23 protein-coding genes are annotated in these 24,958 nt (G+C 51.7%); 14 read left to right on the top strand and 9 right to left on the bottom strand.

What is annotated here, in order from left to right:
- The first annotated feature begins 2 nt into the window (after positions 1 to 2).
- Positions 3 to 206 (top strand): hypothetical protein, encoded by a 204-nt coding sequence (locus tag AWJ19_RS25530; protein ID WP_068728060.1) that lies wholly within the window; start codon positions 3 to 5, stop codon positions 204 to 206.
- Here AWJ19_RS25530 and AWJ19_RS25525 read toward each other — a convergent pair.
- Both AWJ19_RS25525 and AWJ19_RS25520 read right to left on the bottom strand, forming a co-directional pair.
- Positions 203 to 1,003 carry an AraC family transcriptional regulator gene (locus AWJ19_RS25525; RefSeq protein WP_068728059.1) on the bottom strand — a complete coding sequence of 267 codons (801 nt, stop codon included), beginning with the start codon at positions 1,001 to 1,003 and terminating at the stop codon, positions 203 to 205. The genes AWJ19_RS25530 and AWJ19_RS25525 overlap by 4 nt on opposite strands.
- Positions 1,004 to 1,026: 23 nt before the next feature.
- The gene (locus AWJ19_RS25520; protein WP_068728058.1) at positions 1,027 to 1,884 is read right to left on the bottom strand and encodes a helix-turn-helix domain-containing protein; all 858 of its coding nucleotides are present in this window, start codon (positions 1,882 to 1,884) and stop codon (positions 1,027 to 1,029) included.
- Between the two features lie 107 nt (positions 1,885 to 1,991).
- Here AWJ19_RS25520 and AWJ19_RS36890 point away from each other — a divergent pair, with 107 nt between their 5' ends.
- Both AWJ19_RS36890 and AWJ19_RS25510 read left to right on the top strand, forming a co-directional pair.
- A complete protein-coding gene (locus tag AWJ19_RS36890) occupies positions 1,992 to 2,333 on the top strand; it encodes a hypothetical protein (protein WP_068728057.1) in 342 nt (113 codons plus the stop codon).
- Complete coding sequence (locus AWJ19_RS25510) at positions 2,285 to 4,756, top strand: glycoside hydrolase family 2 TIM barrel-domain containing protein (RefSeq protein WP_241781886.1); 2,472 nt, start codon at positions 2,285 to 2,287, stop codon at positions 4,754 to 4,756. Before AWJ19_RS36890 ends, AWJ19_RS25510 begins: the two co-directional genes overlap by 49 nt.
- Positions 4,757 to 4,884: 128 nt before the next feature.
- Here the strand turns inward: AWJ19_RS25510 and AWJ19_RS25505 are convergent, their stop codons facing one another.
- On the bottom strand, positions 4,885 to 5,283 hold the full coding sequence (locus AWJ19_RS25505) for a cytidine deaminase (RefSeq protein WP_068728055.1): 399 nt from the start codon (positions 5,281 to 5,283) through the stop codon (positions 4,885 to 4,887).
- A gap of 298 nt (positions 5,284 to 5,581) precedes the next feature.
- Between AWJ19_RS25505 and rhaM the strand changes: the two genes are divergently transcribed.
- From rhaM to AWJ19_RS25475, 7 genes are all read left to right on the top strand, one after another.
- The gene (rhaM, locus tag AWJ19_RS25500) at positions 5,582 to 5,896 is read left to right on the top strand and encodes an L-rhamnose mutarotase (protein ID WP_068728054.1); all 315 of its coding nucleotides are present in this window, start codon (positions 5,582 to 5,584) and stop codon (positions 5,894 to 5,896) included.
- Positions 5,897 to 6,296: 400 nt separating this feature from the next.
- Positions 6,297 to 7,643 (top strand): extracellular solute-binding protein, encoded by a 1,347-nt coding sequence (locus tag AWJ19_RS25495; protein ID WP_068728053.1) that lies wholly within the window; start codon positions 6,297 to 6,299, stop codon positions 7,641 to 7,643.
- Positions 7,644 to 7,750: 107 nt separating this feature from the next.
- Entirely contained in the window at positions 7,751 to 8,641 is an 891-nt protein-coding gene (locus AWJ19_RS25490) for a sugar ABC transporter permease (RefSeq protein ID WP_068728052.1), read from the top strand.
- Positions 8,642 to 8,653: 12 nt separating this feature from the next.
- Entirely contained in the window at positions 8,654 to 9,049 is a 396-nt protein-coding gene (locus AWJ19_RS36000; RefSeq protein WP_198536639.1) for a carbohydrate ABC transporter permease, read from the top strand.
- The gene (locus tag AWJ19_RS35995; protein WP_198536638.1) at positions 8,944 to 9,477 is read left to right on the top strand and encodes a carbohydrate ABC transporter permease; all 534 of its coding nucleotides are present in this window, start codon (positions 8,944 to 8,946) and stop codon (positions 9,475 to 9,477) included. The genes AWJ19_RS36000 and AWJ19_RS35995 overlap by 106 nt, the downstream gene beginning before the upstream one ends.
- A gap of 37 nt (positions 9,478 to 9,514) precedes the next feature.
- Entirely contained in the window at positions 9,515 to 11,518 is a 2,004-nt protein-coding gene (locus tag AWJ19_RS25480; protein ID WP_068728051.1) for a beta-galactosidase, read from the top strand.
- A gap of 25 nt (positions 11,519 to 11,543) precedes the next feature.
- The gene (locus AWJ19_RS25475; protein ID WP_198536637.1) at positions 11,544 to 13,196 is read left to right on the top strand and encodes a glycoside hydrolase family 43 protein; all 1,653 of its coding nucleotides are present in this window, start codon (positions 11,544 to 11,546) and stop codon (positions 13,194 to 13,196) included.
- 382 nt (positions 13,197 to 13,578) lie between these two features.
- On the opposite strand, the gene AWJ19_RS25470 is transcribed toward AWJ19_RS25475, so the two are convergent.
- Together AWJ19_RS25470 and AWJ19_RS25465 are read right to left on the bottom strand one after the other, a co-directional pair.
- Entirely contained in the window at positions 13,579 to 15,177 is a 1,599-nt protein-coding gene (locus tag AWJ19_RS25470) for a response regulator (protein WP_068728050.1), read from the bottom strand.
- The gene (locus AWJ19_RS25465; RefSeq protein ID WP_068728049.1) at positions 15,170 to 16,984 is read right to left on the bottom strand and encodes a sensor histidine kinase; all 1,815 of its coding nucleotides are present in this window, start codon (positions 16,982 to 16,984) and stop codon (positions 15,170 to 15,172) included. The genes AWJ19_RS25470 and AWJ19_RS25465 overlap by 8 nt, the downstream gene beginning before the upstream one ends.
- 233 nt (positions 16,985 to 17,217) lie before the next feature.
- On the opposite strand from AWJ19_RS25465, the gene AWJ19_RS25460 reads away from it, so the two are divergent.
- Together AWJ19_RS25460 and AWJ19_RS25455 are read left to right on the top strand one after the other, a co-directional pair.
- Positions 17,218 to 18,297, top strand: coding sequence for an AI-2E family transporter (locus AWJ19_RS25460; protein ID WP_068728048.1), 1,080 nt, complete (start codon positions 17,218 to 17,220; stop codon positions 18,295 to 18,297).
- A 28-nt stretch (positions 18,298 to 18,325) separates the two neighbouring features.
- Positions 18,326 to 18,673 (top strand): Asp23/Gls24 family envelope stress response protein, encoded by a 348-nt coding sequence (locus AWJ19_RS25455; RefSeq protein WP_068728047.1) that lies wholly within the window; start codon positions 18,326 to 18,328, stop codon positions 18,671 to 18,673.
- Positions 18,674 to 18,760: 87 nt separating this feature from the next.
- Here the strand turns inward: AWJ19_RS25455 and AWJ19_RS25450 are convergent, their stop codons facing one another.
- The 3 genes from AWJ19_RS25450 to AWJ19_RS25440 all read right to left on the bottom strand — a co-directional run bounded on the left by AWJ19_RS25450 (position 18,761) and on the right by AWJ19_RS25440 (position 21,811).
- Complete coding sequence (locus tag AWJ19_RS25450; protein ID WP_068728046.1) at positions 18,761 to 20,188, bottom strand: sensor histidine kinase; 1,428 nt, start codon at positions 20,186 to 20,188, stop codon at positions 18,761 to 18,763.
- Entirely contained in the window at positions 20,169 to 20,879 is a 711-nt protein-coding gene (locus AWJ19_RS25445) for a response regulator transcription factor (protein ID WP_068728045.1), read from the bottom strand. Before AWJ19_RS25445 ends, AWJ19_RS25450 begins: the two co-directional genes overlap by 20 nt.
- Positions 20,880 to 20,962: 83 nt before the next feature.
- Complete coding sequence (locus AWJ19_RS25440) at positions 20,963 to 21,811, bottom strand: sugar phosphate isomerase/epimerase (RefSeq protein ID WP_068728044.1); 849 nt, start codon at positions 21,809 to 21,811, stop codon at positions 20,963 to 20,965.
- Positions 21,812 to 22,110: 299 nt separating this feature from the next.
- Here AWJ19_RS25440 and AWJ19_RS25435 point away from each other — a divergent pair, with 299 nt between their 5' ends.
- On the top strand, positions 22,111 to 23,352 hold the full coding sequence (locus AWJ19_RS25435; protein WP_068728043.1) for an RICIN domain-containing protein: 1,242 nt from the start codon (positions 22,111 to 22,113) through the stop codon (positions 23,350 to 23,352).
- 122 nt (positions 23,353 to 23,474) lie between these two features.
- Here AWJ19_RS25435 and AWJ19_RS25430 read toward each other — a convergent pair whose 3' ends face one another.
- Positions 23,475 to 24,026: a hypothetical protein gene (locus tag AWJ19_RS25430; RefSeq protein ID WP_068728042.1), complete on the bottom strand. Its 552-nt coding sequence runs from the start codon at positions 24,024 to 24,026 to the stop codon at positions 23,475 to 23,477.
- A 141-nt stretch (positions 24,027 to 24,167) separates the two neighbouring features.
- Between AWJ19_RS25430 and AWJ19_RS25425 the strand changes: the two genes are divergently transcribed.
- Complete coding sequence (locus tag AWJ19_RS25425; RefSeq protein WP_068728184.1) at positions 24,168 to 24,755, top strand: TetR family transcriptional regulator C-terminal domain-containing protein; 588 nt, start codon at positions 24,168 to 24,170, stop codon at positions 24,753 to 24,755.
- Positions 24,756 to 24,958: the final 203 nt, after the last annotated feature.

The following is a 24,958-nucleotide window of genomic DNA, read 5'->3' as shown; positions in this document are numbered from 1 at the left end:
GCATGAATATGAACCGGATCTGCCGGACCTGCCGGGTTCCGTTAATGACGGATGATGTGGCGATTTACCTGAAGCTTGTTACACGGAATGCCAAGGACTTTCTATGTATAGACTGTCTTGGCGAGCAGCTGAAATGCGGACGCGAACCCATAGAGCAGCTGATCAAGTATTACCGGGATTCGGGAAAATGTGTGCTGTTCCGTTAAGGGACCCGGTAAACTGATCTATACTCCGATGGAGTGTACGCGGTTGCTTTTTTGAATACCTTGGAGAAGTATAACGGGTCCTGATAGCCAACGGAATACGCTAACGACTTGACGGATAATTCAGAATGAATTAAGAGCTCACAGGCACGCTGAATCCGGAAGGCCGTCAGATAGGCGGATACGGACAAACCGGTAACTTCCTTAAATAGCCGGAACAGATAGCTGCGCTCAATCTTCACGTAACCGACTACATCAATAACGGATAAGGAAGATTTCCAATAGTTGCTTTCAATGTATTCTTTAGCTGAAAGTGCGTAATCTTTTTTAAGCAACGCCTGGGCACTCGGATAGTATTCCATGTAATAGGACAAAAGAAGCTGCAGTCCTGCATCCGCACGCTCCCGCTCAAACGGCTCTGTTCCGGACGTTTTAAACAGTTGAAATAATGCCTCGAAATCCTGCGGGGAAGCCTCCGTCACCGGATGGTCCGGTGCAATGCTGATCATCGACAGCAGGCGTGAGGCTTCCGGACCGCTGAACTCAATCCAGTAATACTCCCACGGGTCCCGGGGATCGGGATAATAATACACTTCCATATGCGGGAAAATGATAAAGCTCTCGCCAGCTTTTAATGGATATGTCGTCTTATCTGTCTTTAAATAGCCTTTGCCGCTGACAATATAATGCAGGGCATATACATCACGGACACCCGGTCCCCATTTATGCAGATTTGCCGGTTTATAGCCGTTCCCCTTACTGACCGAACCCTCGGTGAAGCTGTAATACATAGCCTTCATAATCAGCACTCCCCTTTAACGCATCAATCTACTTTGTCCAGCTGCTGCTTGCGGTATTGCGACGGACTCACGCCGAAGGAGCCGGTGAACCGCCTTGTGAAATAGTCAGGGGAATGGAAGCCGACCTCCAGCGCAATCTCGGTAATCGGACGCAGGGTGTACCGGAGCAGCTTCTCCGCCTGATTTAAGCGGTATTTTACCAGTGTTTCTATGATGGAGTCGCCTACCTGCTCCTTGAACAAATGGGAGAGACGGGACGGTGACAAGGAGACCTGTGCGGCAAGCTTGTCTACCGAATGTTCTTCCATGTAGCCCTTGGCCAGAATGTCCAGCACTTCACTGATGCGCGGGTCGAGCTTTTTCTGCTGCCTGTTCTGGCTGGCGGCAAGCAGAATAATCTCCTCCAGTGCGTTCATGGTCAGCTCGTCACGCAGCAGGACATCTCTGTCCATCTTGTACGACAGTACTCTCCAAAAAGCGGATTCGATTGCCCGGCTGGCCCCGTCATTATCAATATGGAGCTGAAAAATGCACCCGTTCTTATGACCCGCAGACAGCCAGTCCGCCCATGTAAAGCGGGGCAGAAAATGGGCCCACAGCTTCTCCCACACATAACCCTCCTCCGTGAAAAAATCCTGAAGGGTACCCGGCGAGACGATCGTTAACGTCCGTTCCGTACATTCAGCATAATTCCCGTCTCCGTTATTGATAAGCCCTTTGCCTGATAAAGTATACATAATCAGCCAATCCCTGGTCCCTTCAGGGCGGTAGCAGGTGTAGCCGTGCGCCTTACGGTAATGTCCGGATACGAGAATGCCGGCCGGATGCGTGTATTGGTTATGTCCTTTGAACATAGCAGGATCGTTCGGGTTAACAGCCATATCCTCGTTCCTTTCTGCTCCTTCTCTAATTTACAATTGTATACGAGCGGCACGAAAGAGAAAAGGCCGAAGGCTATACGATTAATTGATAATTGGAGGGTGAAGGTATGACGGATACTGCCGGGAGGAATGTTCTCAGCCTGTGCGGGCATTGGAATTACGCGCTCGATCCGGAGGATAAAGGGGAAGCGGAGCATTGGTATGATTCTAAAGGCATAGACACTCAAGGTTCAGTATCGCTGCCGGGTACGCTGACGCTGAATGGTGTGGGTGAGGTGCAGGAGTGGAGCGCTGAAATGAACCGGGAGTCCGTCCGATCCCTGCGGCAGCGCCATTCCTATTACGGTGCCGTTGGTACGAATTGGAGGCTGCGGTTCCGGCAGAATGGGCAGGGAAACAGATGCATGTCTTTCTGGAGCGTGTTATGTTCCAGTCCACATTATGGGTGAACGGCGGGCTTGCCGGTCAGCAGGATAGTCTGTCTGTACCGCATCGCTTTGATGTGACCGAACATGTTGTGGCAGGTGCGGTAAACCGTTTTGTTATCAGGGTAGATAACCGGGATATTCAGAATCTGGGAACTTATCCAAGTGCTTATACAGAGGAGACGCAATCCATCTGGAACGGAATCGTCGGCCGGATGGAGCTTCAGGCCTCTGAGGCGTTCCAGCTGACGAATGTGCAGACCTATCCTGAGCCGGGGCTGGGTGCAGTGAGGGTGAGGGGGATCGGGCATAACCTTACCGGAAAAGCACTAGATGCAGAGATCACCTTATCCGCTGCGGGCGGTCAAGGTGAACAGAAGCATCAGGCACCGGAGGTTAAGCAGAGTCTGCGGCTCACTGCTGATTCGTCAGAACCCTTTGAATGGCTGTACAGCATGGGGGAGGAGCCGCTGCTATGGGATGAATTCAATCCTAATCTATATGAGCTGCAGCTAACGGGACGGACGAATATTGAAGGGATGCAGCTGGAAACGGTTACGAAGCAGACCTTCGGCTTGCGGAGCTTTGAGAGGAATGGCAGATTGCTGCAAATCAATGGCAGGCCGATCTTCCTGCGGGGGACGCTGGAGTGCTGCATTTTTCCGCTGACTGGCCATCCCCCGATGGAGACGGAAGCGTGGTTCAGTCTGTTCGGCACAGCCAGAGACTATGGCTTGAACCATATCCGGTTTCATTCCTGGTGTCCGCCGGAAGCTGCTTTTGAAGCAGCAGACCGGTTAGGCATGTACCTGCAGGTTGAATCGCCCATGTGGATGGATACCTGGAATATGCCGGTTGGAGCACATCCTGAGCATTACACCTACCTGCCAATGGAAGCGCAGCGGATAATTCAGACCTATGGCAATCACCCGTCCTTCTGTATCTACAGCAACGGCAATGAGCTGAATGGGGATTTTGAGCTGCTGCACCGGATGACTGCGGAGGTGAAAGCGCTGGATAACCGCCGGCTGTATACGTTGACAACGAACTGGGACCGTCCCGTTGATCCGGCAGATGATCTGTTCTGCGCACAGACGGTCGATGAGGCGGGAGTCCGGGGCCAATATTTTCTGGAGAAGCTGTCCGTTTCGACCATGCTAGACTTCAGCGAGGCGGTATCAAGGCGTGACGTTCCTGTCATTTCACATGAGGTAGGGCAGTATAGCATATACCCGGACGTGGAGGAAATCGGATTGTACAGCGGCGCCTTGCGACCGGTTAATCTGGAGGTGATCTCTGCAGACCTCGGGAAGCGCGGCATGCTGGCTGACCTTCGAAAATTTGTACACGGATCAGGTATGCTGGCCCTGCAGCTATACCGCGAAGAGATCGAGGCGGCGTTAAGAACGCCGGAGCTGGGCGGCTTTCAGCTGCTGGATCTGCATGATTTTCCGGGTCAGAGCACGGCAACGGTAGGTATTCTAAATGCATTCTGGCAGTCCAAGGGACTGATCGAACCCCGGCGGTTCCGGGAATTCTGCGGTCCGGCCGTTCTTTTGCTCCGCATGCCAAGTCGCGTGTATACCAATCAGGATGAATTTAATGCCGGGATATGCATGGCGCATTTCGGTACGGTGGAGCTGCCTCCATCCGCTATCGAATGGAAGGTGACAACCGGGGAAGGCATGGTGTTGGATCAAGGTGTTATACAGACCGGTGCCATTCCGCTTGGCGCAGGGATTCCGCTGGGGGAACTCAATTCAACTGCTTTTACACAAGTTGCCAAAAGCGCCAGGTTAACAGTAGCGCTGGAATTAGCCGGCTCCGGAATCCGGAATGAGTGGCCGGTTTGGGTGTATGTACTTACCGGAGAAGAAGCGCCCGGGGATACTGAAATAACAGTGACTAGTACCTTGGATGACAATTTGCTGCACAGATTGTCGGAAGGGGAGCGTGTGCTTTTCCTCGTTAAGGAGAATGAACTGGAACATACAGCTCCCGGCAAGTTTCATCCTGTTTTCTGGAGTCCGGTGCATTTTGCCACTGATGCTCCGTGCGGGATAAGCGTGGATGCTGCTCATCCGGCACTGGCGGATTTTCCGACCAGCTCGTATGCGGAATTCCAGTGGCTGGACCTGCTGGACCGCTCTGTGTCGCTTGCCGTGAGTGACGGACTGCCGTTTCAGCCGATTGTTCAGGTCATCCCTAATTTTTATCATAACCGGAAGCTGACCAATCTGATCGAATATAACGTCGGTGCAGGCAAGCTGCTGATCTGCGGTATCAATATCCGGGAGGATCTGGCGGACAGACCTGCTGCGGCCCAGCTCCGTAACAGCCTGGTTTCTTATATGGGTTCAGCGGCATTTGTTCCGCAACATTCACTCGAACCGGGCGAACTTTGTGAGCTGCTGAAGCCAAGAGAGCTTTCTGCCGGACCCAAATAAGACGACAGACAGATTGCGCAGTAATACCAGTTAACTGCCTTAGCAGAATGTCCAGAGGAATGTATCCAGCCGCACATAAAAAAGCTGCGCATCTTTGCGCAGCTTCTGCTATTTTACAAGTTACAATATTACATATCCAGATCAGTAAACGCATAAGGCAGCAATTCTCTCAGCTTCAGTTCCAGTATATCCTGTTTGTTATTAGTTAAGTAAACCGGCATTTCAGGCGAGCAGAATTCGGCCATTACCTGTCTGCAGATACTGCAGGGCGGAAGGAAGTCCTCTGTGTCGCCGGCTATGGCGATAGCCTTGAAATCACCTTTGGAGTAGCCGTTAGTAATGGCTGTGAAAAAAGCGGTCCGCTCAGCACAATTCGTCGCGCCAAAGGATACATTTTCTACGTTAACTCCGTTAATTACAGCTCCATCCTTCAGCAGCAGTGCCGCACCGACCGGAAATTTGGAGTAGGGGATGTACGCCGCCTTTTTAACCTTGCGTGCGCTCTCCATCAGTTGCTCTTTATCCATACAAACCACCCTTTTCAATAAGAATGAACCTGTAGGGCCAGGTCCCCTTATCGCCAGCAAACAGCTGGCAGGACTTCTAATATTATAGCTCTGCGGTTTAAATGTCAATGTGGATCTGCTTGAGGGAGTATCCGGGCGTCTGCTAACCTGATCTGGGCGTAAATTCAGCTCAAAGGAGTTTCATAGTAAGTTTATTTTCGTTTATTTGTCTTCAAAAAAGTTCATTTATCTACTATAATGTTCAATATAGTTCATTTATGTATTTTTAATAAACCAAACAGGTCTGGAGTGCTGAACAGTGATTAGAAAAGCGAGTATTATGCGTGTTTACCCGGATTGTTATGAGGAATACAAGCGCCGCCATGATGAGCTGTGGCCGGAGATGGCTGAAGAGCTGAGAAACCACGGCTCACACAACTATTCTATTTTTCTTGACGAAGAAACCGGCAATCTGTTTGCCTACGTGGAGATTGAGGACGAAGCCAAGTGGGACCAGATGTCCCAGACCGAGATTTGCCGGAAATGGTGGGTTTACATGGAGCCGCTGATGGAGACCAATCCGGATAACAGCCCGGTGTCCAAGAACCTGAAGGAAGTTTTCTACCTAAAATAGCAGGTTAAACCGGAATGCCCTAAAACGACAGTTTGGGGCATTTTTTGTTAGTGAGAAATTACACATGATTATTTCTATCCTGTTTACTGACAGGAGTACTCACGCCAAGCTTAAAGAGCTGACCCTGACAGTCATTGATGACTGCCCGGGGCGGCTTTTTTTATATTGCGGCAGAAAGGTTAGCGGTCGCCGTGTTTTCAAAGGTTTGGTACATGTTCGACAGGAGAGACTAGAAACGAGTATACTTTTGCTGCAAATTTGAACGTTCTCGATAAATTTCAACCTTCCTCACTTTTTCTCTACTGCCGCCGGGGGGCCGCTCTGATAATATGAGGTCAGAAAGAACGAACACCACTTAGCCAGACAAACCAAACATACCGATCTTTGAGGGGGATTCAACATGAACAAAGGTTTACTCTCAGGCAGAAACGCACTTTTGGCCGGGGCACTTGCAGCAACAGCTGTACTCAGCGCATGCGGCAACAATAACAGCGGCAATCAGGCGGCATCTGAAGGAAATAATGCACCGGCAGCAGGCGGGGAGCAGGTAACGCTGCGCGTCTTCTCCAACCTGCCGGACCGTAAATCGGGCCAGGGGTTAGCGGAGCAGATGGTCATCGATAACTACACTAAAGAGAATCCGAATGTCAAAATCGAGCTGGAAACGCTGGCCGAGGAGCCGTTCAAAAACAAGCTGAAAGCCTACATGGCCTCCAATGAGCCGATTGATGTCACGATGGTACACGGCGGCGCCGAGCTGAACACACTGGTACAAGCCGGTTATGTGAAAGAGCTTGATCCTGCGGAGTATGAAGGTGAAGAATTCAGCTTCCTGCCGGGCGTATACACTTCTTTCACATTTAACGATAAGCTCTACGGCCTCCCGCGCAACAGTGACTATGAAGTAATCTACTACAACAAACGGTTGTTTGAAGAAAATAAGATCAAAGTACCGACCACTTACGCTGAGCTGATCGAAGCAGGCAAGCAGTTCCGGGAAAAAGGCATTGAGCCGATGTCGATCAACGGTAAGGATCTGTGGAGCTTCGGCGCATTCTTCCAGGATCTTGTGATCCGGGTCGGCGGGGACCAGAACTTGATGCTGGATGCCGTAGCCAAGAAGAAAGACTTTACCACTGATGAAACCTTTAAGAAAGCGGCTGAGCTGCTGGGTGAAGCCAGAGACAGCGGTCTGTTCCAGGCATCGTACATGACCTCCGATTACGGCGCATCCCAGAACCTGTTCACGCAGGAGCGGGCAGCCATGTGGTACATGGGCTCATGGGAAGCAGGGATGGCGACTAACGAAAATCTGCCGCAGACCTTCCGCGATAATGTAGCGGTCCTCAAGTTCCCTGTAGTGGACGGCGGCAAAGGCAAAAATACGGACCTGCTGGCATGGAACGGCGGCGGATACTCCCTGGTGAACAGCTCGAAGCATCCGGAAGAAGCCAAGAAATTCTTCGATTATCTGATGAGCGCGAATCAATGGGCAAAAACAGTATGGGATATCGGCGCAGCCGTTCCTGCCCAAACGTATCAGCTGAACGGCAATGAAAGCAGCCTTCAGAAGGAACTGACAGAAGTGCTCACCGGTGCTACTACTACTGCGGGCTCGCTGGGTCTTGACTATGGAACACCTAAATTCAAGGATGATTCCCAGAATGCCTTCGGTAAATTCTTTGCCGGCGGCTCCACACCGGAGCAGCTGCTGAGCGATCTGCAGGCTGCGGCGGCTTCCCAGTAAGACTGGCTCTACTAGCACAATTATAAAGATAACGGAACGGATAAGGGCAGGGACAACTTAAGTGAACTCCCTGCCCTTTGTCCGCCCGGAGGATGGAGGAAACGCCCATGCATAAAGTGCTCAACAACAAGCTTGCCATCTTTCTGTTTGTTTTTCCCGGCATTTTACTTTTCGCACTAACCTTTCTTGCCCCGATTGTTCTGAGCGGTTACTACTCTTTCCGGGATACACTTGCACCTGGAACGAATTCGACTTTTATCGGACTGGCTAACTATACTGAGCTGCTGTTTCATGACAGCCGGTTCTGGCTTTCCTTACGCAATGCAGTTCTGCTGGGTCTGGGCTTTATCATCATCCAGCATCCGATTGCCATCTTCTTCGCTGTTATGCTGGACCGGATCGGCGGCAAGGCCGAGAAGTGGTTCCGGACCATTTTCTTCATTCCCAGCGTCATCTCCGTCGTGGTTATTTCAAAAATGTGGCTCTCACTGCTTGATCCGACCTTCGGCGTGCTCAATAAACTGCTCGACTCTGTGGGGCTTGGCGCCCTGAAGCATGCCTGGCTGGGCGACAGCAGCACTGCGCTGGTCTCCATGCTGGTCATTCTGATCTGGGCCGGCTTCGGCTGGGGTCTCTTGTTCTACTATGCAGGGGTTAAGGGTATCCCGGAAGACCTGTATGAAGCGGCATCCCTGGATGGTGCCTCCGGCTTCAAACTGCATCTGCGCATCACCGTTCCGCTGCTTATGCCGGTCATTACAGTTCAGATAACACTGGCAATGATCACTGCACTCAAGCAAATGGAGATGGTGTTCCTGACTACCAACGGCGGTCCGGGCGACTCTACCCAGTTCCTTGCGGTCTATCTGTATAACAAAGCCTTTTCGGCCAGCCAGTACGGCTATGCCAATGCCATATCCATCCTGTTCATTGCCGTGTGTCTGCTGTTCACTTACCTGAGCAACAAGCTGACCCGCAGCGATGCTACCGAATACTAAGGGGGAAGCACCATGAAGAAAAACACAAAAATCATGCTCTGGCTGTTCTTCCTGATCATCGCCGCAGTTCAGCTGTTCCCGTTCATCTGGCTGGTGAACTTCTCTTTTACAAGCAGCAGCGAGTTCTATTCCTCCAGCATTCTGAAATGGCCGGATGTTCCGCAGTGGCAGAACTATGTTAATGCCTGGGTGGACGGCAAGTTTGCCCGGTATTTCTTTAACAGCTTTTTTGTCACAGCGGTTACGATTGTACTGACAGTTGTTCTCTCACTGACGCTGGGCTATGCGTTTACACGTATGCAGTGGAAGCTGCGCTCCCTGTTCTTTACCGTGATTCTGCTCGGAATCATGATTCGATTCATGCCACGCTGCTGCCTAACTTTGCTATTTTTAAATCGCTGGGCTTAACGAATTCCTATCTCGGACTAATTCTTCCTTATACTGCAGTCTCCGTTCCTCTAGGTACGTTTATGCTGACAGGCTTTCTGCGCTCCATTCCGAAGGCGATGGAAGAATCCGCTGTCATTGACGGCGCGAACATTTACCGGATCGTATTCGGCATTATCGCTCCGCTGACGGCTCCGGCGCTGGTGACGATCGTGGTTACGACCTTCCTGAACTGCTGGAACGAATTCATTATGGCCTCCACCTTCCTGAGCAAGGATTCGCTCAAAACGCTGCCGTTCTCGGTCATGAACTTTACCGGACAATATTCCTCGGATTACGGTTCACAGTTTGCGGTAATGGTGCTGACCTCGGTGCCTGCGATCATTATTTATGCGATCTTTAATGAACAGATTACCAAAGGGGTTACAGCAGGCGCGGTGAAGGGCTAAGGTATACGCTACTTTTTGTCAAAAGGAGATTAAAGCAATGGATAAGCTTCTATACGGTGTCGCCTACTACGATGAATACATGCCTTATGAAAGGCTTGCTGAAGATATCCGCATGATGAAAGAAGCCGGGATTAATACCGTCCGGATCGCGGAATCCACCTGGAGTACACATGAGCCGCAAAACGGGGTGTTCGACTTTTCATCCGTGGACCGTGTACTGAACGCCATGCACGAGGCGGGAATCCATGTCATTATTGGAACGCCGACCTATGCGATTCCTGCCTGGATGGTAAAAGAGCATCCGGATGTGCTGGCGGTCACTGCGGCGGGACGCGGCAAATATGGAGCCCGGCAGATTATGGACATCACGCATCCGGTCTACCTTTTCTATGCCGAGCGGATCATCCGCAAGCTGCTGGAGCGGGTCCATAAGCATCCTGCAGTCATCGGTTATCAGACCGATAATGAAACCAAACATTATGAAACAGCCGGTGACAATGTCCAGCTGAAGTTCGTGAAATATATGCGGAATACGTATGGCACACTGGAAAAAATCAACCATCAATTCGGTCTCGATTATTGGAGCAACCGGATCGACAGCTGGGAGGACTTCCCGTCAGTCGCCGGTACGATCAACGGCAGCCTGGGTGCGGAGTTTGCCCGCTTCCAGCGCGGGCTGGTGAATGATTTTCTGGCCTGGCAGGTATCGATTGTCAATGAATACAAGCAGCCGGGGCAGTTCGTGACCCAGAATTTCGACTATGAGTGGAGAGGGCATTCCTTCGGCGTTCAGCCTTCGGTAGATCATTTTGGAGCAGCTGAGCCGTTCGATATTGCCGGTGTGGATATTTATCATCCGTCCCAGTCGGAGCTGACCGGGGCCGAGATCGCTTTTGGCGGAGATATTTCACGCTCAGTGAAACGCAGCAATTATCTGGTGCTGGAGACACAGGCACAGGCATTTCCGCAATGGACGCCTTATCCGGGGCAGCTCCGGCTGCTGGCATTCAGCCACATCGGCTCTGGAGCGAACATGGTCGCTTACTGGCATTGGCACTCGATCCACAATTCCTTTGAAACCTATTGGAAAGGGCTGCTCAGCCATGATTTCCTGCCTAACCCGGTTTATAAGGAGGCCTGCACGGTCGGAGCAGATTTCGCCCGGTTAAGTCCGCAGCTGGCCGGACTCGTGAAGAAGAACAAAATTGCCTTCATGATCAGCAACGAGGCGCTGTCGGCAATGGAATGGTTCAAGCTGCCTGACGGTAAGAACTACAATGATGTGGTGCGCTGGCTGTACGATGAGTTCTACCGTATGAATGCGGAATGTGACTTCATCCAGCCTTCCAGTCCTTATCTCCATGAGTATGCACTGGTTGTCGTGCCAGCTCTGTACGCCGTGTCGGATGAAGCGCTGCAGGCGCTTAATGAGTATGTAAAGGGCGGAGGACATGTCCTGTATACCTTCAAAAGCGGCTTTACCGACGAGCAGGTCAAGGTGCGCACCGTGCAGCAGCCGGGCATCATCAGTGAGGCCTGCGGAGTCGGGTACAGCATGTTCGTAACGCCGGGTGCAGAGACCGGACTTACAGGCGGACTGTTCCCTGAAGGCGGAGCGGGAACAGTGAACAGCTGGATGGAGCTGCTGGTTCCGGGGACCGCTGAAGTGCTCGCCGCCTACGACCATCCGGAATGGGGCCATTATGCAGCAGCCACACGGAATACCTTCGGGGAAGGTGCAGCAACTTATGTCGGTTGTATGATGGACGCCGCCGATCTTGCAGTTATCATACGCGATACGCTGCAGACAGCCGGGTTGTGGGCAGAGCAGCAAGAATATGCTTTCCCGCTGATCGTGAAATCGGCAGTTACCCGTCAAGGAACTCCGGTGAGATTCTATTACAATTACTCCGGCAAGCAGGTAGCAGGAGTGCGTCCGGTCAAGGGCGGAACGGAGCTGCTCTCAGACAGCGCGGTTTCTGCTGACGGTGAGCTTGAGCTTGCGCCTTGGGGTGTGCAGATTATTTTGGAGCAGGAATAGATGCTGGAGGGGAGGAGCGGAAACATTGACTACCATAAAGATTCAAAATCCGGTACTGAAAGGCTTCAATCCCGATCCGTCGATTCTCCGCGTCGGTGACGATTATTATATAGCGACATCTACCTTTGAATGGTTCCCTGGTGTGCAGATTCATCATTCCAGAGATATGGTGAACTGGCAGACGCTCAGCTATGCGCTGGACCGGCCGGATCAGCTGGACATGAAGGGGATCGAGGCATCCGGCGGAGTATGGGCACCTTGTCTGTCCTATGATGAGCAGGAGCAGACCTTTTATCTGATCTACACGATTATGAGAAGCACGAACGGCAATGCGTTTGATCTGGACAATTACGTGGTAACGGCCAAGAGCATTCTTGGCCCCTGGTCAGAACGCATCTATCTGAACAGCTCGGGCTTCGATCCTTCATTGTTCCATGACGATGACGGGCGCAAGTGGCTGGTCAACCTCGAATGGGAGACCCGCAAAGGGTACGAGCATCCCGGCTCCATCGTCATTCAGGAGTACGATCCGGTGCGGCAGGAACTCATCGGCACTGCCCGCAGCATCTTCCGCGGGGCAACGGATATGGGCTGCATGGAAGCGCCGCATATCTACAAACGGAACGGATATTATTACATGATGACTGCTGAAGGCGGTACCGGCTTCGGGCACGGTGTTACGATGGCCAGAACACGCGAACTGTTCGGTCCTTACGAGTCTGACCCGTGTAATCCGATTATTACATCCGCCAGGCTGGTCAATCTGGACCGTCGGAATGTGGACGATTACCTCAAGCCGTACCAATACAACCCGGATTCCCTGCTGCAAAAAAGCGGGCACGGCTCGCTGGTGGAAACGCAGAACGGGAAATGGTACATTGCCCATCTATGCGCCCGGCCTGTGCTGCCGGAAATCCGCAGTATGCTGGGCAGAGAAACGGCCCTGCAGGCATGCGAATGGACGGAGGACGGCTGGCTGCGCATGATTGGCGGAGGACAAGCGGCCCTGATTGAAGCTCCGGCTCCGGACCTTACGCCTCATCCGTTTGCACCGGAACCGTCCAGAGAGCACTTTGACAGCGGGAAGTGGAACATTCATCTGAACTCCCTGCGGGTCCCGATTCATGAGGATTGGGCCTCCTTGTCGGCACGGCCGGGATTCCTGCGGCTGCGCGGGCGGCAATCGCTATTCTCGCTGCATGAGCAAAGCCTGGTGGCGCGCCGGCTGCAGTCTGTCGATGCGACAGTCGAGACCTGTGTGGAGTTTGCGCCGGAGAATTATCATCAGTCGGCCGGGCTTACCTTATTCTATGACCAGAACATGTTCTATTATCTGCGGATCTACTATAGTGATAGCCTTGGCTGCAAGTGTCTGGGCATTCTCTATGCCGACAACGGTGCCAAGGTGGAGCTTACGGAGTCCCGGCTGCCCGTAACGGATTGGGAGCGAATCTATCTCCGCGCCGAGCTGCGCCAGGGCATGCTGACCTTCTTCGCCTCCCCGGATGGAGAACAGTGGCAGCAGGTAGGCCCTGAGCTGGACGGTACCAAATGCTCGGATGAGTACTCCACCTCCGGACATTTCACCGGCGCCTTCGTCGGCATCAACTGCCAGGACTCCTACCGCAGGCAGATCACAGCCGATTTCGATTACTTCGAGTATCGGGAGCATATGTAGCTTGCTAAAGCAGAGGAAGACCAGCCTCAATAATAAGGCTGGTCTTCTTTGTATAGTAAGCCAAGTGGCAGACATGCTCTGTTCATCGCATCATTCAAACTTAACTGCACTTTGTACAACTAAAACGCCAGTTTTTACGCCTAACAGCGTTTTAACTGCATTCCTTGCAACTAAAATGCTATAAATAGGCTAATTTCAGCTGATTTGTCCAACGTTAGTTGTACAGAATGCAGTTATACGGCGCAACTACTCAATTCGGCTGCTTTTAGTTGCACAAAATGCATTTATATTGATCCATCGCCTCAGCCACAGTCTACCTTTAACGTTAAGTCCCAGCCTGGAACATGAATCTATTGTACTTTGTACAACAGATTCCCGGGTTTTAGGCCATTTCATCCAGATTATTGCGGTACTGGTTGGGCGTGAAGCCGGTGTATTTCTTGAATACCTGAAAAAAATACTTTTCATCGTTGTAGCCGACCTTCATCGCGATGTCGCCGATCTTGCGGCTGCGGTCCTTGAGCAGGAGGCAGGCCTGGTCGATGCGGATTTTGTGCAGATAGTCGAGAAAATTGGTCTTGATCTGCTGCTTGAACAGCAGGCTGAGATAACCCGGGGTAATGAACACTTCATTCGCGACCGTCTCCCGGCTGATGTCCTTATAGTAATTTTCTTCGATGTAGGCGAGAATGGACTCGAACAGCTTGTTTTTGTTCTTTTTGGCATTCAGCAGCTCATTGACCTTGACGGCAACTGTGAGCAGCTCACTCTTGATTCCCTCCGGATCTTCCTTGGAGATACTCTGGATGTTGTCCTGCAAAGTCAGACCGAAATCGTCCATTCCCCCGGCATTCTTCTCGATATAGAGCTTGTATAGGGCAAAATAAAGCGCAAGCGAGCAGCTGACAATCTGTTCCTTGGAGGAAGGGAGGGCCGACATGAACGTGGCGAGACTCTCCCTGATGCTGTCTGCGTCGCCGTTCATTACACTCAGCAGGACGGTTTTTTCCTGCATAATGGGGTAAGACCAGCTCTCATGCTCAGCCGCCCGGTTATCCTGGGCATTCACAATTTTGCCCGGTCCGAGGGCGTAGTGATCATCGAGTGCGCTTATAGCTGAACTGTAGGACAAATTTAAGCTAGGGAGCTGAGTGCCGGTGACACCGATGCCGACAGAGATGCCGAGCTTGAGATAATTTTTGGCATTGGACTGAAACTCCCCGGCCAGCTCCGCCAGTTCAGTGCTGCTCAGTTCAACAGGCATGTTCAGTATAGCGATGATATCATCCTGATGCTCAAAGCTCAGGCCGATATTCGGCTGGCGGACCGTTTCCTCGCTGATATTTTTGAGTCCGTATTTCAGCAGCTCCAGCTCAAAGGCCGTGTAGCTCTTCTGAAGGGAATGTAGATTGTCGAGCTGTATTACGAAGACAGCGAAATAATCGTAGGGGAAGGATATCCGGTTCAGCTCCAGGCTGTCCCGGATTTTGTCATAGGACACTTCCTCGGACAGCACCAGCTGGCTGAGGGTCCGTTCCTTCAGCAGCGGCAGGCTCTCGCGGAAGCCTTCGGTTAACCGCTTCAGATGCGCAGTCTGCCGCTTCTCCTCCAGAATCTCACCCACTACATTAACGACCGTATCTGTGATCTCCTGGCGTCTGCTCGGCTTCAGCAGGTAGTCCGATGCCCCGAGGGCGATGGCCTTTTTGACATATGAGAAGTCGTTGTAGCCGCTCATAATAACCGATTTCACATGTGGAAAGTCGTGCTTTACCTGTTCAATCAAGGCCAAACCATCCATTACCGGCATCCGGATGTCGGCCAGCAGAATATCCACATGGTGGCGGCTCATCAGCTCCAGGGCTTCGGCACCGTCTCCCGCCTCGGCAATAATCTCCACATCATGGCTGGCCCAGTCGATCAGCGTTCTGATCCCGGTTCTGGCCCGTTCTTCATCATCGACGATCATTAAATTAATCATGGCTCTCCTCCAATGCTTCTGATGTGACAGGGATGATAAGCTCAACCCGGGTGCCAGATCCGGGCTCGCTTGAATACTGAATCCTGAACTGATCCTTGTAGTAGAGGCGGAACCTCTGGATCACATTGGCTACCGCATAGCCGCCGGTATTCGCTTCCGTGTGAATATCGCCGTCCTCCTGAACATCCGTAATCTGCGCAATCGTTGCCTCATCCATGCCGATGCCGTTATCTTCTATGACAAAATGCAGATACCCGCCGTCCTGTACTCCGGTTATGCTGACTGTCCCGCCTTCACGTTTGCGTTCAATGCCGTGCACCAGTGCGTTCTCGATAAAAGGCTGCAGACTCAGCTTCAAAATCACACAGCTGTCGAGGTTGTCCGGAATGTCGATGGAATAGCTGAGCTTGTCGCGGAAGCGCATCTGCTGCAGGGACAGGTAGAGCTGGATCAGCTCTTTTTCCTTGGCTACACTGGTGAAGCTCTTGCCGCGGTTCAGACTGAGCCGGAACAGCCTCGACAGATTGATAACCATCTCGCTGATTTTGTCCTGGCCGGCGCTTTCCGCCTCCCAGAAAATCGTATCCAGCATGTTATAAAGAAAATGCGGATTGATCTGCGACTGCAGCGCCTTGAGCTCGGCTTCCTGTTCCTTGAGCTTCAGGACGTATACTTCATCCACCAGTGTCTTGATATTGCCGACCATCGTATTATAGCCGCGGCTTAACAGACCAATCTCATCCCGGTAGCGGACCTCAACCTTTTCGTCAAAATGCCCGTTTTGGAACCGGCGCATGGAATACAGCAGCTTCTTGATCGGCGCGGTCAGAAAATTGGACAGCACCAGCATCAGCGGCACACTCAGCAGCAGGCTCACCAGAATGGTAATGACGACAAACAGCTTGATGGAGTTGAGCTCTTTGGTCAGTGTATCGAGCGGAACCGCATAGAGGATCTGCCAGCCGGCGTTGCTCTGTGTATAAGTCAGCAGGAGGTCTTCGCCGTTCAGGTTAATAATCTGCGAACCGTCTTCATTGCCGTTCCCCGCTTTGGGCAGCTGCAGCGGCTCCTGTTCATTATAAAAAGACTTGCCGGCAGTGAGAAACGGTATGCCATTCTGATCAAGAATCACGATTCCATGGGAGGCGTCATACAGATCCTTCAGATAACGCTTGCGGATCGTATCAGTGTTGATGCCGACAAAGATCAGCCCGATATTCCGGCCGTTCAGCGTGCTGCGGACAATCCGGCTCATGGCTATTTTCTCGTTGCGGTTCACATCAATAAAGACATTATTGGCGCTGTTAAGCGGATACCAGTAGGAGGCACCGTTATACTCCAGCGTCTGCTTATAAACATCACTGGAGACAATCCGGCTGTAGCTTCCAGGACCGCTGCTGTCGTCGGTGGCCACTTGATAGAGCGGCTGTTCATCCTGTCCATAAAGGGAAAGGTAGTCAAAATTTCCGGTAACCAGCATCTGATTCATAATCGCGGACATCGTGCCTGAATAAATCTGCGATTCCAGATCGACGTTGCTATCCGGTTCATTCTGCAGCGCGTCCTGGACAACCGGGGAGAGGCTAAACACCGTCACCCAGTCCTTAATGCTCTTTTGCATCTCAACAATATTATTATCGATCAGCCGGATTACCGACAGATTGGTTGTGCTGACCTTGTTAACGATTTGTTTTTTGGAGGTTTGAAACGAGTACAGCCCGAGAGCTGAGGTAATCAGGGTAATCATCACGATAAAGACAAGGACGATTTTTGTTTTCAGGCTGGTGTTAAAAAAAGTGTCAACCATGCTATGCCCCCTCTATCTTCATTCCAGTATATCGTTCAGCAATTTGGAGGACAATCATCCCCGGTTAACATTCGACAATCTTCAACTTTATGCACTTTTTCTCCACCCTAAATTATTTAGCTAATCTTTAGGTTCAGCTTAGACAGCATTAAGATTGCTGGGGTACAGTTGTAACAAAACCAGCAATCGGAGGGCTCCGGCTGCCGGGTTGTACACGGAGCAGGAGGAGGCAGATGAAGCAGTTGAACAAATTTGTAACTATAGGTAAGGCAATACTGCTAGTTCTGCTTATTGTATATGTGGGGTCATTGGTCGATTTTATCTTTGAACCGTTTAAGTCGCTGACCGGAGTTATACTGATTCCGGTGCTGCTGGCAGTGTTTTTCTATTATTTATTGCGGCCGCTGCTGCCGCTGATGGAGCGCTGGAAGCTGAAGCGCACACAGGCCATTCTGCTGATCTATCTGGTGCTTGGCGTGCTGCTGATCGGATTTTTTGGCGGGGTTTGGCCTCCATTGAAGTCGCAGCTTATGACACTGGTGCAGAATGCCCCGCAGCTGTTCGATGCTGTAAATGAAAAGATAAGCGAGCTTGAGCAGTCGGGCTTTTTCGCCAAGCTGTTCCCCGAGGATTTCAGCCTGCTGTCCCAGCTGAACGATTATTTGAGCCAGGGCTTTACTCTGCTGACCAGCTATGTCACCGGCTTGTTCTCGGCGATGTCCAATCTGGCGATCATTCTGTTCACCTTTCCGATCCTGCTGTTCTATATGCTTAAGGAAGGGGACAAGTTCGGCAAAACCTTTGTCCGGATGGTACCCAGGCGTTTCCGGGAGCGGGCAGGAACGATCACAGGTGAAATCGACGGCGCACTGAGTAACTATATTGTAAGCAGAGTCATCGTCAATCTGGCACTGGGCGTGCTGATGTATCTTGGCTTCTTGATGATCGGGCTGCCTTATGCCCTTGTGCTGACCCTGATCGCCTTCATTATGAACTTTATTCCTTTTTTCGGAGCGATCATTTCTTCCGTTCCGATAGTCATCATCGGCTTGACAGTTTCCCCTATGGTCGGCCTATGGTCACTCATCATTATTTTGCTTGCCCAGCAGATTCAGGATAATATTATCTCACCGCTGGTATTTGGCAAAAGCCTTGACATTCATCCGATTACAACAACGGTGCTTGTGCTGGGCGTGGGGAATTTCTTCGGCATTATCGGTATGCTGATTATTATCCCTGTGTACATGGTAATCAAGATTATATCCAGGCATACATACCAGCTGTTTCTCAAGGAGAAGTGGGAGGGACTGTAGGCATTTGAGAGCTGAAGGAGGAAGCAGAATGAATTACCCGGAAAAGGACTTAACTTGTGCAGGAAAGCTGACGGTGTCACAGCAGGTTATATCGAAGATTGCCGGTATGGCTGTCCAGGAGGCAGAGGCGGTTCAGGCCCTTGTGGAAGGCAGTACCAAACGCAAGAAGCGGGAGGAATTCTACAAGGCGATTAAGGTGAAAATCAGCGGCAGCGAGCTGTCGGTCCAGCTCTTCCCGATAATCACTCTGGGCACACCGCTTCACCATCTGGCCCAGCTTCTGCAGCAGAGTATCAAGAGCCGGATTGAAAGGCTGACCGGGCTGCAGGTGACGGATGTGAATGTGACAGTGGTCGGTGTTGTGGCAGCACAGTAAAGGCAATGGTCATGAAGCGGAACAAAAAAGCGGCAGTCCAAGGATGAAGTAATCTCCTTGGCTGCCGCTTTTGATGTATCTGCGGTTTTATTCGGAAATAGTGATGGTGAACACAGTTGCTTCCTGCTTTGAGCTGGTCAGGACAAGGGTTCCGCCCATCCGCTCCGTATTTTTTCTGGCGATAGCGAGACCCAGGCCAGTCCCGCCGGAGGCTGTTCTTGCTTCATCGCCCCGCACGAACGGATCAAAGATGGTCGACCTCAGCTCTTTAGGGATGCCGACTCCATTATCGGCGATTTGTATGACTACAGCCCCCGGAGTTGGAACCAGCCCGACCCGCAGCGTCGTACCCGGCGGATTGTACTCAAGTGCATTGTCGATGAGGTTCTGGACTACCCGTGACAGCAGCTCGGGATCGAACTGGGCGAAGACATCGTCATCAGGTACTTCAAGCCGCAGGGTGAACTGCTTCTGTTCGATTTCCCCGTACGCGCCGGCAATAATCTCCCGCAGGAAATCACCGAGCTCATGACGGCCCATTTTCAGCAGAAAATCAGGAGAGTCCGTCTTGAGCAGCTCCATCATATTCTGGATCAGCCTGGTGACCTGGAAAGATTTGTTGTAAATATAGGATAAATATTTCCGCTGTCGTTCGGCATCCTCCACACGGCCTTCATATAATGCCTGGGCGTACCCCTGGATACTGGTAATTGGAGTCTTCAGGTCATGGGACAGATCCATAATCATCCGCTGCTTACTGTCCTCGGCTCTCTGCTTGGCCATGGTGGTCCGCTCAATCATATCTGCCATGTAATTGAAGGTCTCGGCCATCTGCTCAAATTCTTTCTCGGCATGAACCGTCAGGCGGGTACTGTAATTTCCCTGGATCATTTCCTTGAGTCCTTGAATAATCATCTTCAGCGGCTTCAGAATACGGCGGGCCACAGAATAGCTGTATGTAATAACCAGCAGCAGAAGCAGCATGGCGCCAAGCATAATATAGAAGGTCACTGACTGATTCATATGAGACATGAACGGATAGCTGTTAATCGTGATATCAATGCGATCCCGGGGCAGCTTCAGCAGCAGCCAGCTGGAGCCGCTGTCCTGCTGATATTCTGCCAGTGACACGTAGTAAGGCTGACCCGGATCATTCTCAAGCAGCTTGTACAGCTGCTCTTCCGTATAACTGTGCGGATCATCCTGTTTACTGCCGATGACCTCGCGCACCGTCTTGCTGCTGTCCAGCACCTCCAGCCAGCCCCCGCTGCGCAGCAGCTTGGCCGTTTCCGGCCCTTTCTGCGGATTATCCAGATACCGGCTGGCCTGCGTCTTCAGATCGGGATCGGCCAGCTGATAATCCTGCAGCTTCTGCGCCACATCCAGCTGCATAAAGGCATACGTGCCGAATATAATGATCATCACTGTAAACAGTACAATGAGCAGAAACTTCAGAAAATCAATCGCCAGCGATGCCTGCAGCGGCCGCTGCTGTCTAGTTTTCCGCAGGCGCATTGATTTTGTACCCCAGTCCGCGGATCGTTTTCAAATATTCAGGCTTTTTGGAATCACGTTCAATCTTCTCGCGGATGTTGCTGATATGCACCATGATGCTGTTATCCTCGTACATGTAGAAATCCTCCCACACGGCTTCATAAATCCGCTTGCGGGTAAACACCCGGCCCGGCTCTTCCATCATCAGCTTGAGAATTTTGTATTCAGTAGAGGTTAGCATCACCGGTTCACCGGACACATACAGCACACACTCCTTCAAATCCAGAGTAAGTGCACCCAGTACCAGCTGCTTGGCTTCAGGCTCCGGCGGAAGTGCAGGCACATCAAAATGATGGACCCGGCGCAGCAGGGCATTCACTCTCGCGACAACCTCCAGCGGATTGAAGGGCTTGGCGATGTAGTCGTCGGCACCAAGCTCAAGTCCCAGAATTTTGTCATGATCCTGGCTCTTGGCCGATAAGAACAGGACGGGAAAGTGGTACGATCCGCGGATGCTCTTCAGCAGCTGCAGCCCGTCCATCCCCGGCATCATAATATCCAGTATTGCCAGATCGACAGACTGCTCCCTAATTTTTTGCTGGGCCTCCACACCGGATGAAGCGCTCAGAATATGGTAGTCTTTTTCAAGATAAAGCTGCAGTAATTCAACAATTTCAGGCTCGTCATCAGCAATCAGTATCGTATATATAATCCATCACCCCTGGCCAGTATAGCGCTCTAATCTTTATCTATTCTAAACCAAATCTAAGGTTTGGATAAAGTTTTGGCCGGCGGCTATCCGCCGAGTACCTCTTTTCTCAGGTTCAGCAGCCACTCTGCCGATTGTTTCATATACGCCAGCTGATCCTGCGCGCCGAAATGTTCGATGACAAAGGTGTCATCATAACCGCTTGTGAGCAGATCCGTAACAAGCTCTCTCATCGGGATACAGCCGCTTCCCGCAGGGATCGCATACATGGCCCGGCCGTCCACCGTCAACTTGGGTTCCTCACCCGGGTGAACCTCAAAGGTCCGGTCTTTGCAGTGGACATAGCCGATGTAAGGCTTGCACCGGCTGTATGCTTCCAGCACATCTTCTCCGCTGTACAGAAAATTCCCGGTATCAAAGAAGCAGGACAGCTCAGGTATTTCCTCTACAAAAGACAGCAGCTGCGCTGTTGTGGCAAACGGTGCACTGGAATCATCGAAATCTTCCATCCCAACGGTGATACCGAGCGGCTTGGCAGCTGCGCACATGGCGGCTACGGCTTCTTTCATCGACCGGACACATTGCTGATATTCCCCGGAGGCCGGGTCCTGTTCATGCTCCCCGAGAAAGCCCGGTATAACCAGCACACGCGAAGCCCCGGCCCGGCTGGCCATAGACAGAAAGGAGGTGATCTGCTCCTTCGCTTCACTGCTCTTGATGTGGCCGAAGTCAAAAAAGCCGTACATGCAGCTTACCGTCAGCCCGGTCTTCGTAAGCAGGGGCAGGATAGAGCCTTCTTCTGCCTTAAAGCGGTCTGCGTCCATCTCCAGCGCGTCAATACCGAAGCTCTTAACGAGCGTACAGATTTCCTCCAGGCTCAAGCCACTCTGTCCGGCAGTGTCACGGATATGTTCATAGAAAACAGATAGTTTCATTGCTGTGTCTCCTTGGATATAGGGATTGTTTGATGCGGTTAATCGCTTTCATGATTTCTGTAAGCAGGCACTTGGCTGATCTTCTTAAATCTATGCTCCTGCCAAAGCGTTGTCAACAAGCCGGGTGGACAGCCTTGGCCGGATTCCTGTCATATTGTCGCCGGAAAGGATATACAATGCAAAGGGGTGGAAATAAAGCGGTTTCGTTAACTGAGAACCTGCGGTTACAACGATTTCAAAGGCACGTTACGCGCGGCGTGTATTGAAATAAGCAGCTATCCGAAAACTTTAGGAGGAATATGATGCGTAGAAGGAAATGGGCAGCGCTGTTTATGACTCTGGCACTTCTGATTACGTTATTTCCGGCAGGAAAAGCGGCCGATGCCGCAGCAAGCTGGAATCTGGTGTGGAGCGATGAGTTCAACGGAACGTCGCTTAATACGGCGGACTGGACTGCCGAGATCGGTACCGGCAGCAGCGGCTGGGGCAATAACGAGCTGCAGTATTATACGAACCGGTCGCAGAACCTGCAGGTGACGGGCGGCAATCTGGTCATTACTGCCCAGAAGGAATCGTATAACGGCAGCAGCTACACCTCGGCCCGGATCAAGACGCAGGGCAAGAAGAGCTTCACTTACGGTAAAATCGAAGCCCGGATGAAGCTGCCTTCAGGTCAGGGCATATGGCCGGCTTTCTGGATGCTCGGCTCCAATATGGATTCGGTCGGCTGGCCGAAAAGCGGTGAGATCGACATTATGGAGCGGGTGAATAACAACGCTTATGTTAACGGCACCGTTCATTGGGATGCAAACGGCCACGCCGAGTACGGCAAAGTATCCGGCAATCTCGATTTCTCCCAGTATCATGTGTACAGCGTCGAGTGGGATGCGAAATATATCAGATGGTACGTGGACGGCAGCCTGTTTAATGAGTTTTATATTGAAAATAACACCGGTAACACAGAGGAATTCCAGAAGCCGTTCTTCCTGCTGCTGAACCTTGCCGTGGGCGGCAACTGGCCGGGCAGCCCGAATGCCTCGACTGCCTTCCCGGCACAGATGCTGGTGGATTATGTGCGTGTATATCAGGCGGCTTCATCAGCCAGCATTGTCAGCGGGGGTGTCTATACCTTTGCCTCCAAGGCAAGCGGAAAAGTAATGGATGTAGTGGACGTGTCCACGGCAGCCGGCGCCAAAATCCACCAATGGACCAATTACACTGCCGCTAACCAGCAGTTCCGGGTAGACAGCATGGGTGACGGTTACTACAAGCTTACAGCTGTACACAGCGGGAAGGTGCTTGATGTTCCGAGCTCGTCCACAGCTACGGGTGTCCAGCTGCAGCAATGGGACGATAACGGGACGGATGCGCAGAGATGGCGGATTGTCGATGTAGGCGGAGGCTACTATAAGCTGATTTCCAAGGCAAGCGGCCTGGCGGTGGATGTATCCGGCTCCTCAACAGCCGACGGTGCGGCGGTTCAGCAGTGGACCGACAACGGAACGGATGCGCAGAAATGGGCATTGACCAAGGTAAACTGACGCAATTTTAGGAGAAAGGGTACTGCATGGTTGAAAAGTTTCGCCCGTTTTAGCGGCAGCAGGCCTGTCTACGAAAAAACACACCGTCCGGTGTGTTTTTCGCTGTTTATACGGCTGTCTTATTAAGCGGATATTTTCGTTTTTTCTTTGCGGGGCCAGAGGAAATAGGAGCCCGCGATCAGCAGATCAATGCCGACAACAATTGTCCAGATGCCGAGAATACTCTGCAATGCTTCTGTACGGGACGGATCATCAATCCAGACAATCAGACCGTAGAGGAGCCCGGCTCCCAGCAGAAAAGCTAACAGATGCATCAGCCAGCTTTTGAAGTAATGCAGCGCATGGTCACGGCCGGTACGCTTGAGCGGGGGCGGGCCCTGCTTGGTGACATAGTAACGGAAGCGTTCGTCTGCCCAGCGGATCATGCTTTTACCAAAAACAACAGATACGGAAATATAGACGGCCGCCAGTGCATGGGCAATGGTAGCTGTTGCACCGTTAGACAGGTCGACTCCTGCAATAACCAGCAGAACAAGATCCAGGAGTGGGGTTAGGGCCAGGAAAAACAGTCCCAGCTTAGGACGTTTGAACAGGTAACGTACGCACAGGCCGGTTACAATGACGACCCAGAACAGGATTTCACAGGCAATAATGGCCCATGCTACAAAATTCATTTAGCACCTCATATACGCAGATTTATTATGGAACAAAATGTGGAGCAGGAAAGATTAAGGAGATTATAGCAGCAGATTTTAAATAATACAACTGTATTATTTAAATTGCAGCGGAAAGTTGCTGTATGCTACAATATGGACATGCCTAAATTAGTCGATCATACAGAGCGGAAATCACATATTGCCGAAGCTACCTGGCGTGTCATCCTGAAAGAGGGCATGAAGGGGGCTACGGTACGTAAAATCGCGCAGGAGGCCGGCGTATCGCTTGGGGCCCTGCGTCATTATTTCACCACACAGCATGAGCTGCTTGCTTTTGCCATGAAGCTTGTCAGCGAACGGGCCAATGCCCGGATCAAAGGTGTTATTGCACTAGGACTGCCGCCAAAAGAGCTGGTAACCAGGGTGCTTATGGAGCTGCTTCCTTTAGATGAAAATTCAATGGCGGAAATGGAGGTCTGGTTCGCGTTTGTGTTTCACCTTAAGTATGCGGGGGAGGATTATGGCGGGCTGAACGATGGCATCTATCCGGGGATCGTCAAACTGCTCGGCCGTCTGGAGGAGGAAAACCTGCTGCGCGAGGAGCTGGATATGAACACCGAAGCAGAGCGCCTGTACGCGCTGCTTGACGGCTTGGCTCTGCACGCGCTGCTTGAGCCCAAGCGCCTCGACAGAGAGCGGATCCTTCGCGTGCTGCACAGCCACATGGATTCGATCTGTAGGGAGTAGGCAGCCGTGCGTGGGAGAGGACGGCGGGCAAAGGGAGAAATCCCTTTGTTCTGGCTGGAAACGGTCGGGAAAAAGGAATCAAAGGGAAAAATCCCTTTGATAGAGGCGGGAACGAGCGGGAGAGAGGATTCAAAGGGAAAAATCCCTTTGATCTGGCTGGAAACGAGCGAGAGAGAGAAATCAAAGGGAAAAATCCCTTTGAT

The organism is Paenibacillus sp. DMB5, from assembly GCF_001517085.1.
Classification (GTDB): domain Bacteria; phylum Bacillota; class Bacilli; order Paenibacillales; family Paenibacillaceae; genus Paenibacillus_AQ.
The sequence above is the reverse complement of the archived record's forward strand: the minus strand, read 5'-3'. Positions and strand labels throughout refer to the sequence as shown.

Coding starts and splice junctions, on each gene's coding strand:
- AWJ19_RS25455 (WP_068728047.1), top strand. CDS start 18,326: ATGAATTACCCGGAAAAGGACTTAACTTGTGCAGGAAAGCTGACGGTG.
- AWJ19_RS25430 (WP_068728042.1), bottom strand. CDS start 24,026: ATGAATTTTGTAGCATGGGCCATTATTGCCTGTGAAATCCTGTTCTGG.
- AWJ19_RS36000 (WP_198536639.1), top strand. CDS start 8,654: ATGAAGAAAAACACAAAAATCATGCTCTGGCTGTTCTTCCTGATCATC.
- AWJ19_RS25505 (WP_068728055.1), bottom strand. CDS start 5,283: ATGGATAAAGAGCAACTGATGGAGAGCGCACGCAAGGTTAAAAAGGCG.
- AWJ19_RS25510 (WP_241781886.1), top strand. CDS start 2,285: ATGCATGTCTTTCTGGAGCGTGTTATGTTCCAGTCCACATTATGGGTG.
- AWJ19_RS25470 (WP_068728050.1), bottom strand. CDS start 15,177: ATGATTAATTTAATGATCGTCGATGATGAAGAACGGGCCAGAACCGGG.
- AWJ19_RS36890 (WP_068728057.1), top strand. CDS start 1,992: ATGACGGATACTGCCGGGAGGAATGTTCTCAGCCTGTGCGGGCATTGG.
- AWJ19_RS25490 (WP_068728052.1), top strand. CDS start 7,751: ATGCATAAAGTGCTCAACAACAAGCTTGCCATCTTTCTGTTTGTTTTT.
- AWJ19_RS25525 (WP_068728059.1), bottom strand. CDS start 1,003: ATGAAGGCTATGTATTACAGCTTCACCGAGGGTTCGGTCAGTAAGGGG.
- AWJ19_RS25460 (WP_068728048.1), top strand. CDS start 17,218: ATGAAGCAGTTGAACAAATTTGTAACTATAGGTAAGGCAATACTGCTA.
- AWJ19_RS25480 (WP_068728051.1), top strand. CDS start 9,515: ATGGATAAGCTTCTATACGGTGTCGCCTACTACGATGAATACATGCCT.
- AWJ19_RS25425 (WP_068728184.1), top strand. CDS start 24,168: ATGCCTAAATTAGTCGATCATACAGAGCGGAAATCACATATTGCCGAA.
- AWJ19_RS25495 (WP_068728053.1), top strand. CDS start 6,297: ATGAACAAAGGTTTACTCTCAGGCAGAAACGCACTTTTGGCCGGGGCA.
- AWJ19_RS25450 (WP_068728046.1), bottom strand. CDS start 20,188: ATGCGCCTGCGGAAAACTAGACAGCAGCGGCCGCTGCAGGCATCGCTG.
- AWJ19_RS25465 (WP_068728049.1), bottom strand. CDS start 16,984: ATGGTTGACACTTTTTTTAACACCAGCCTGAAAACAAAAATCGTCCTT.
- AWJ19_RS25520 (WP_068728058.1), bottom strand. CDS start 1,884: ATGGCTGTTAACCCGAACGATCCTGCTATGTTCAAAGGACATAACCAA.
- AWJ19_RS25440 (WP_068728044.1), bottom strand. CDS start 21,811: ATGAAACTATCTGTTTTCTATGAACATATCCGTGACACTGCCGGACAG.
- AWJ19_RS25435 (WP_068728043.1), top strand. CDS start 22,111: ATGATGCGTAGAAGGAAATGGGCAGCGCTGTTTATGACTCTGGCACTT.
- AWJ19_RS25530 (WP_068728060.1), top strand. CDS start 3: ATGAATATGAACCGGATCTGCCGGACCTGCCGGGTTCCGTTAATGACG.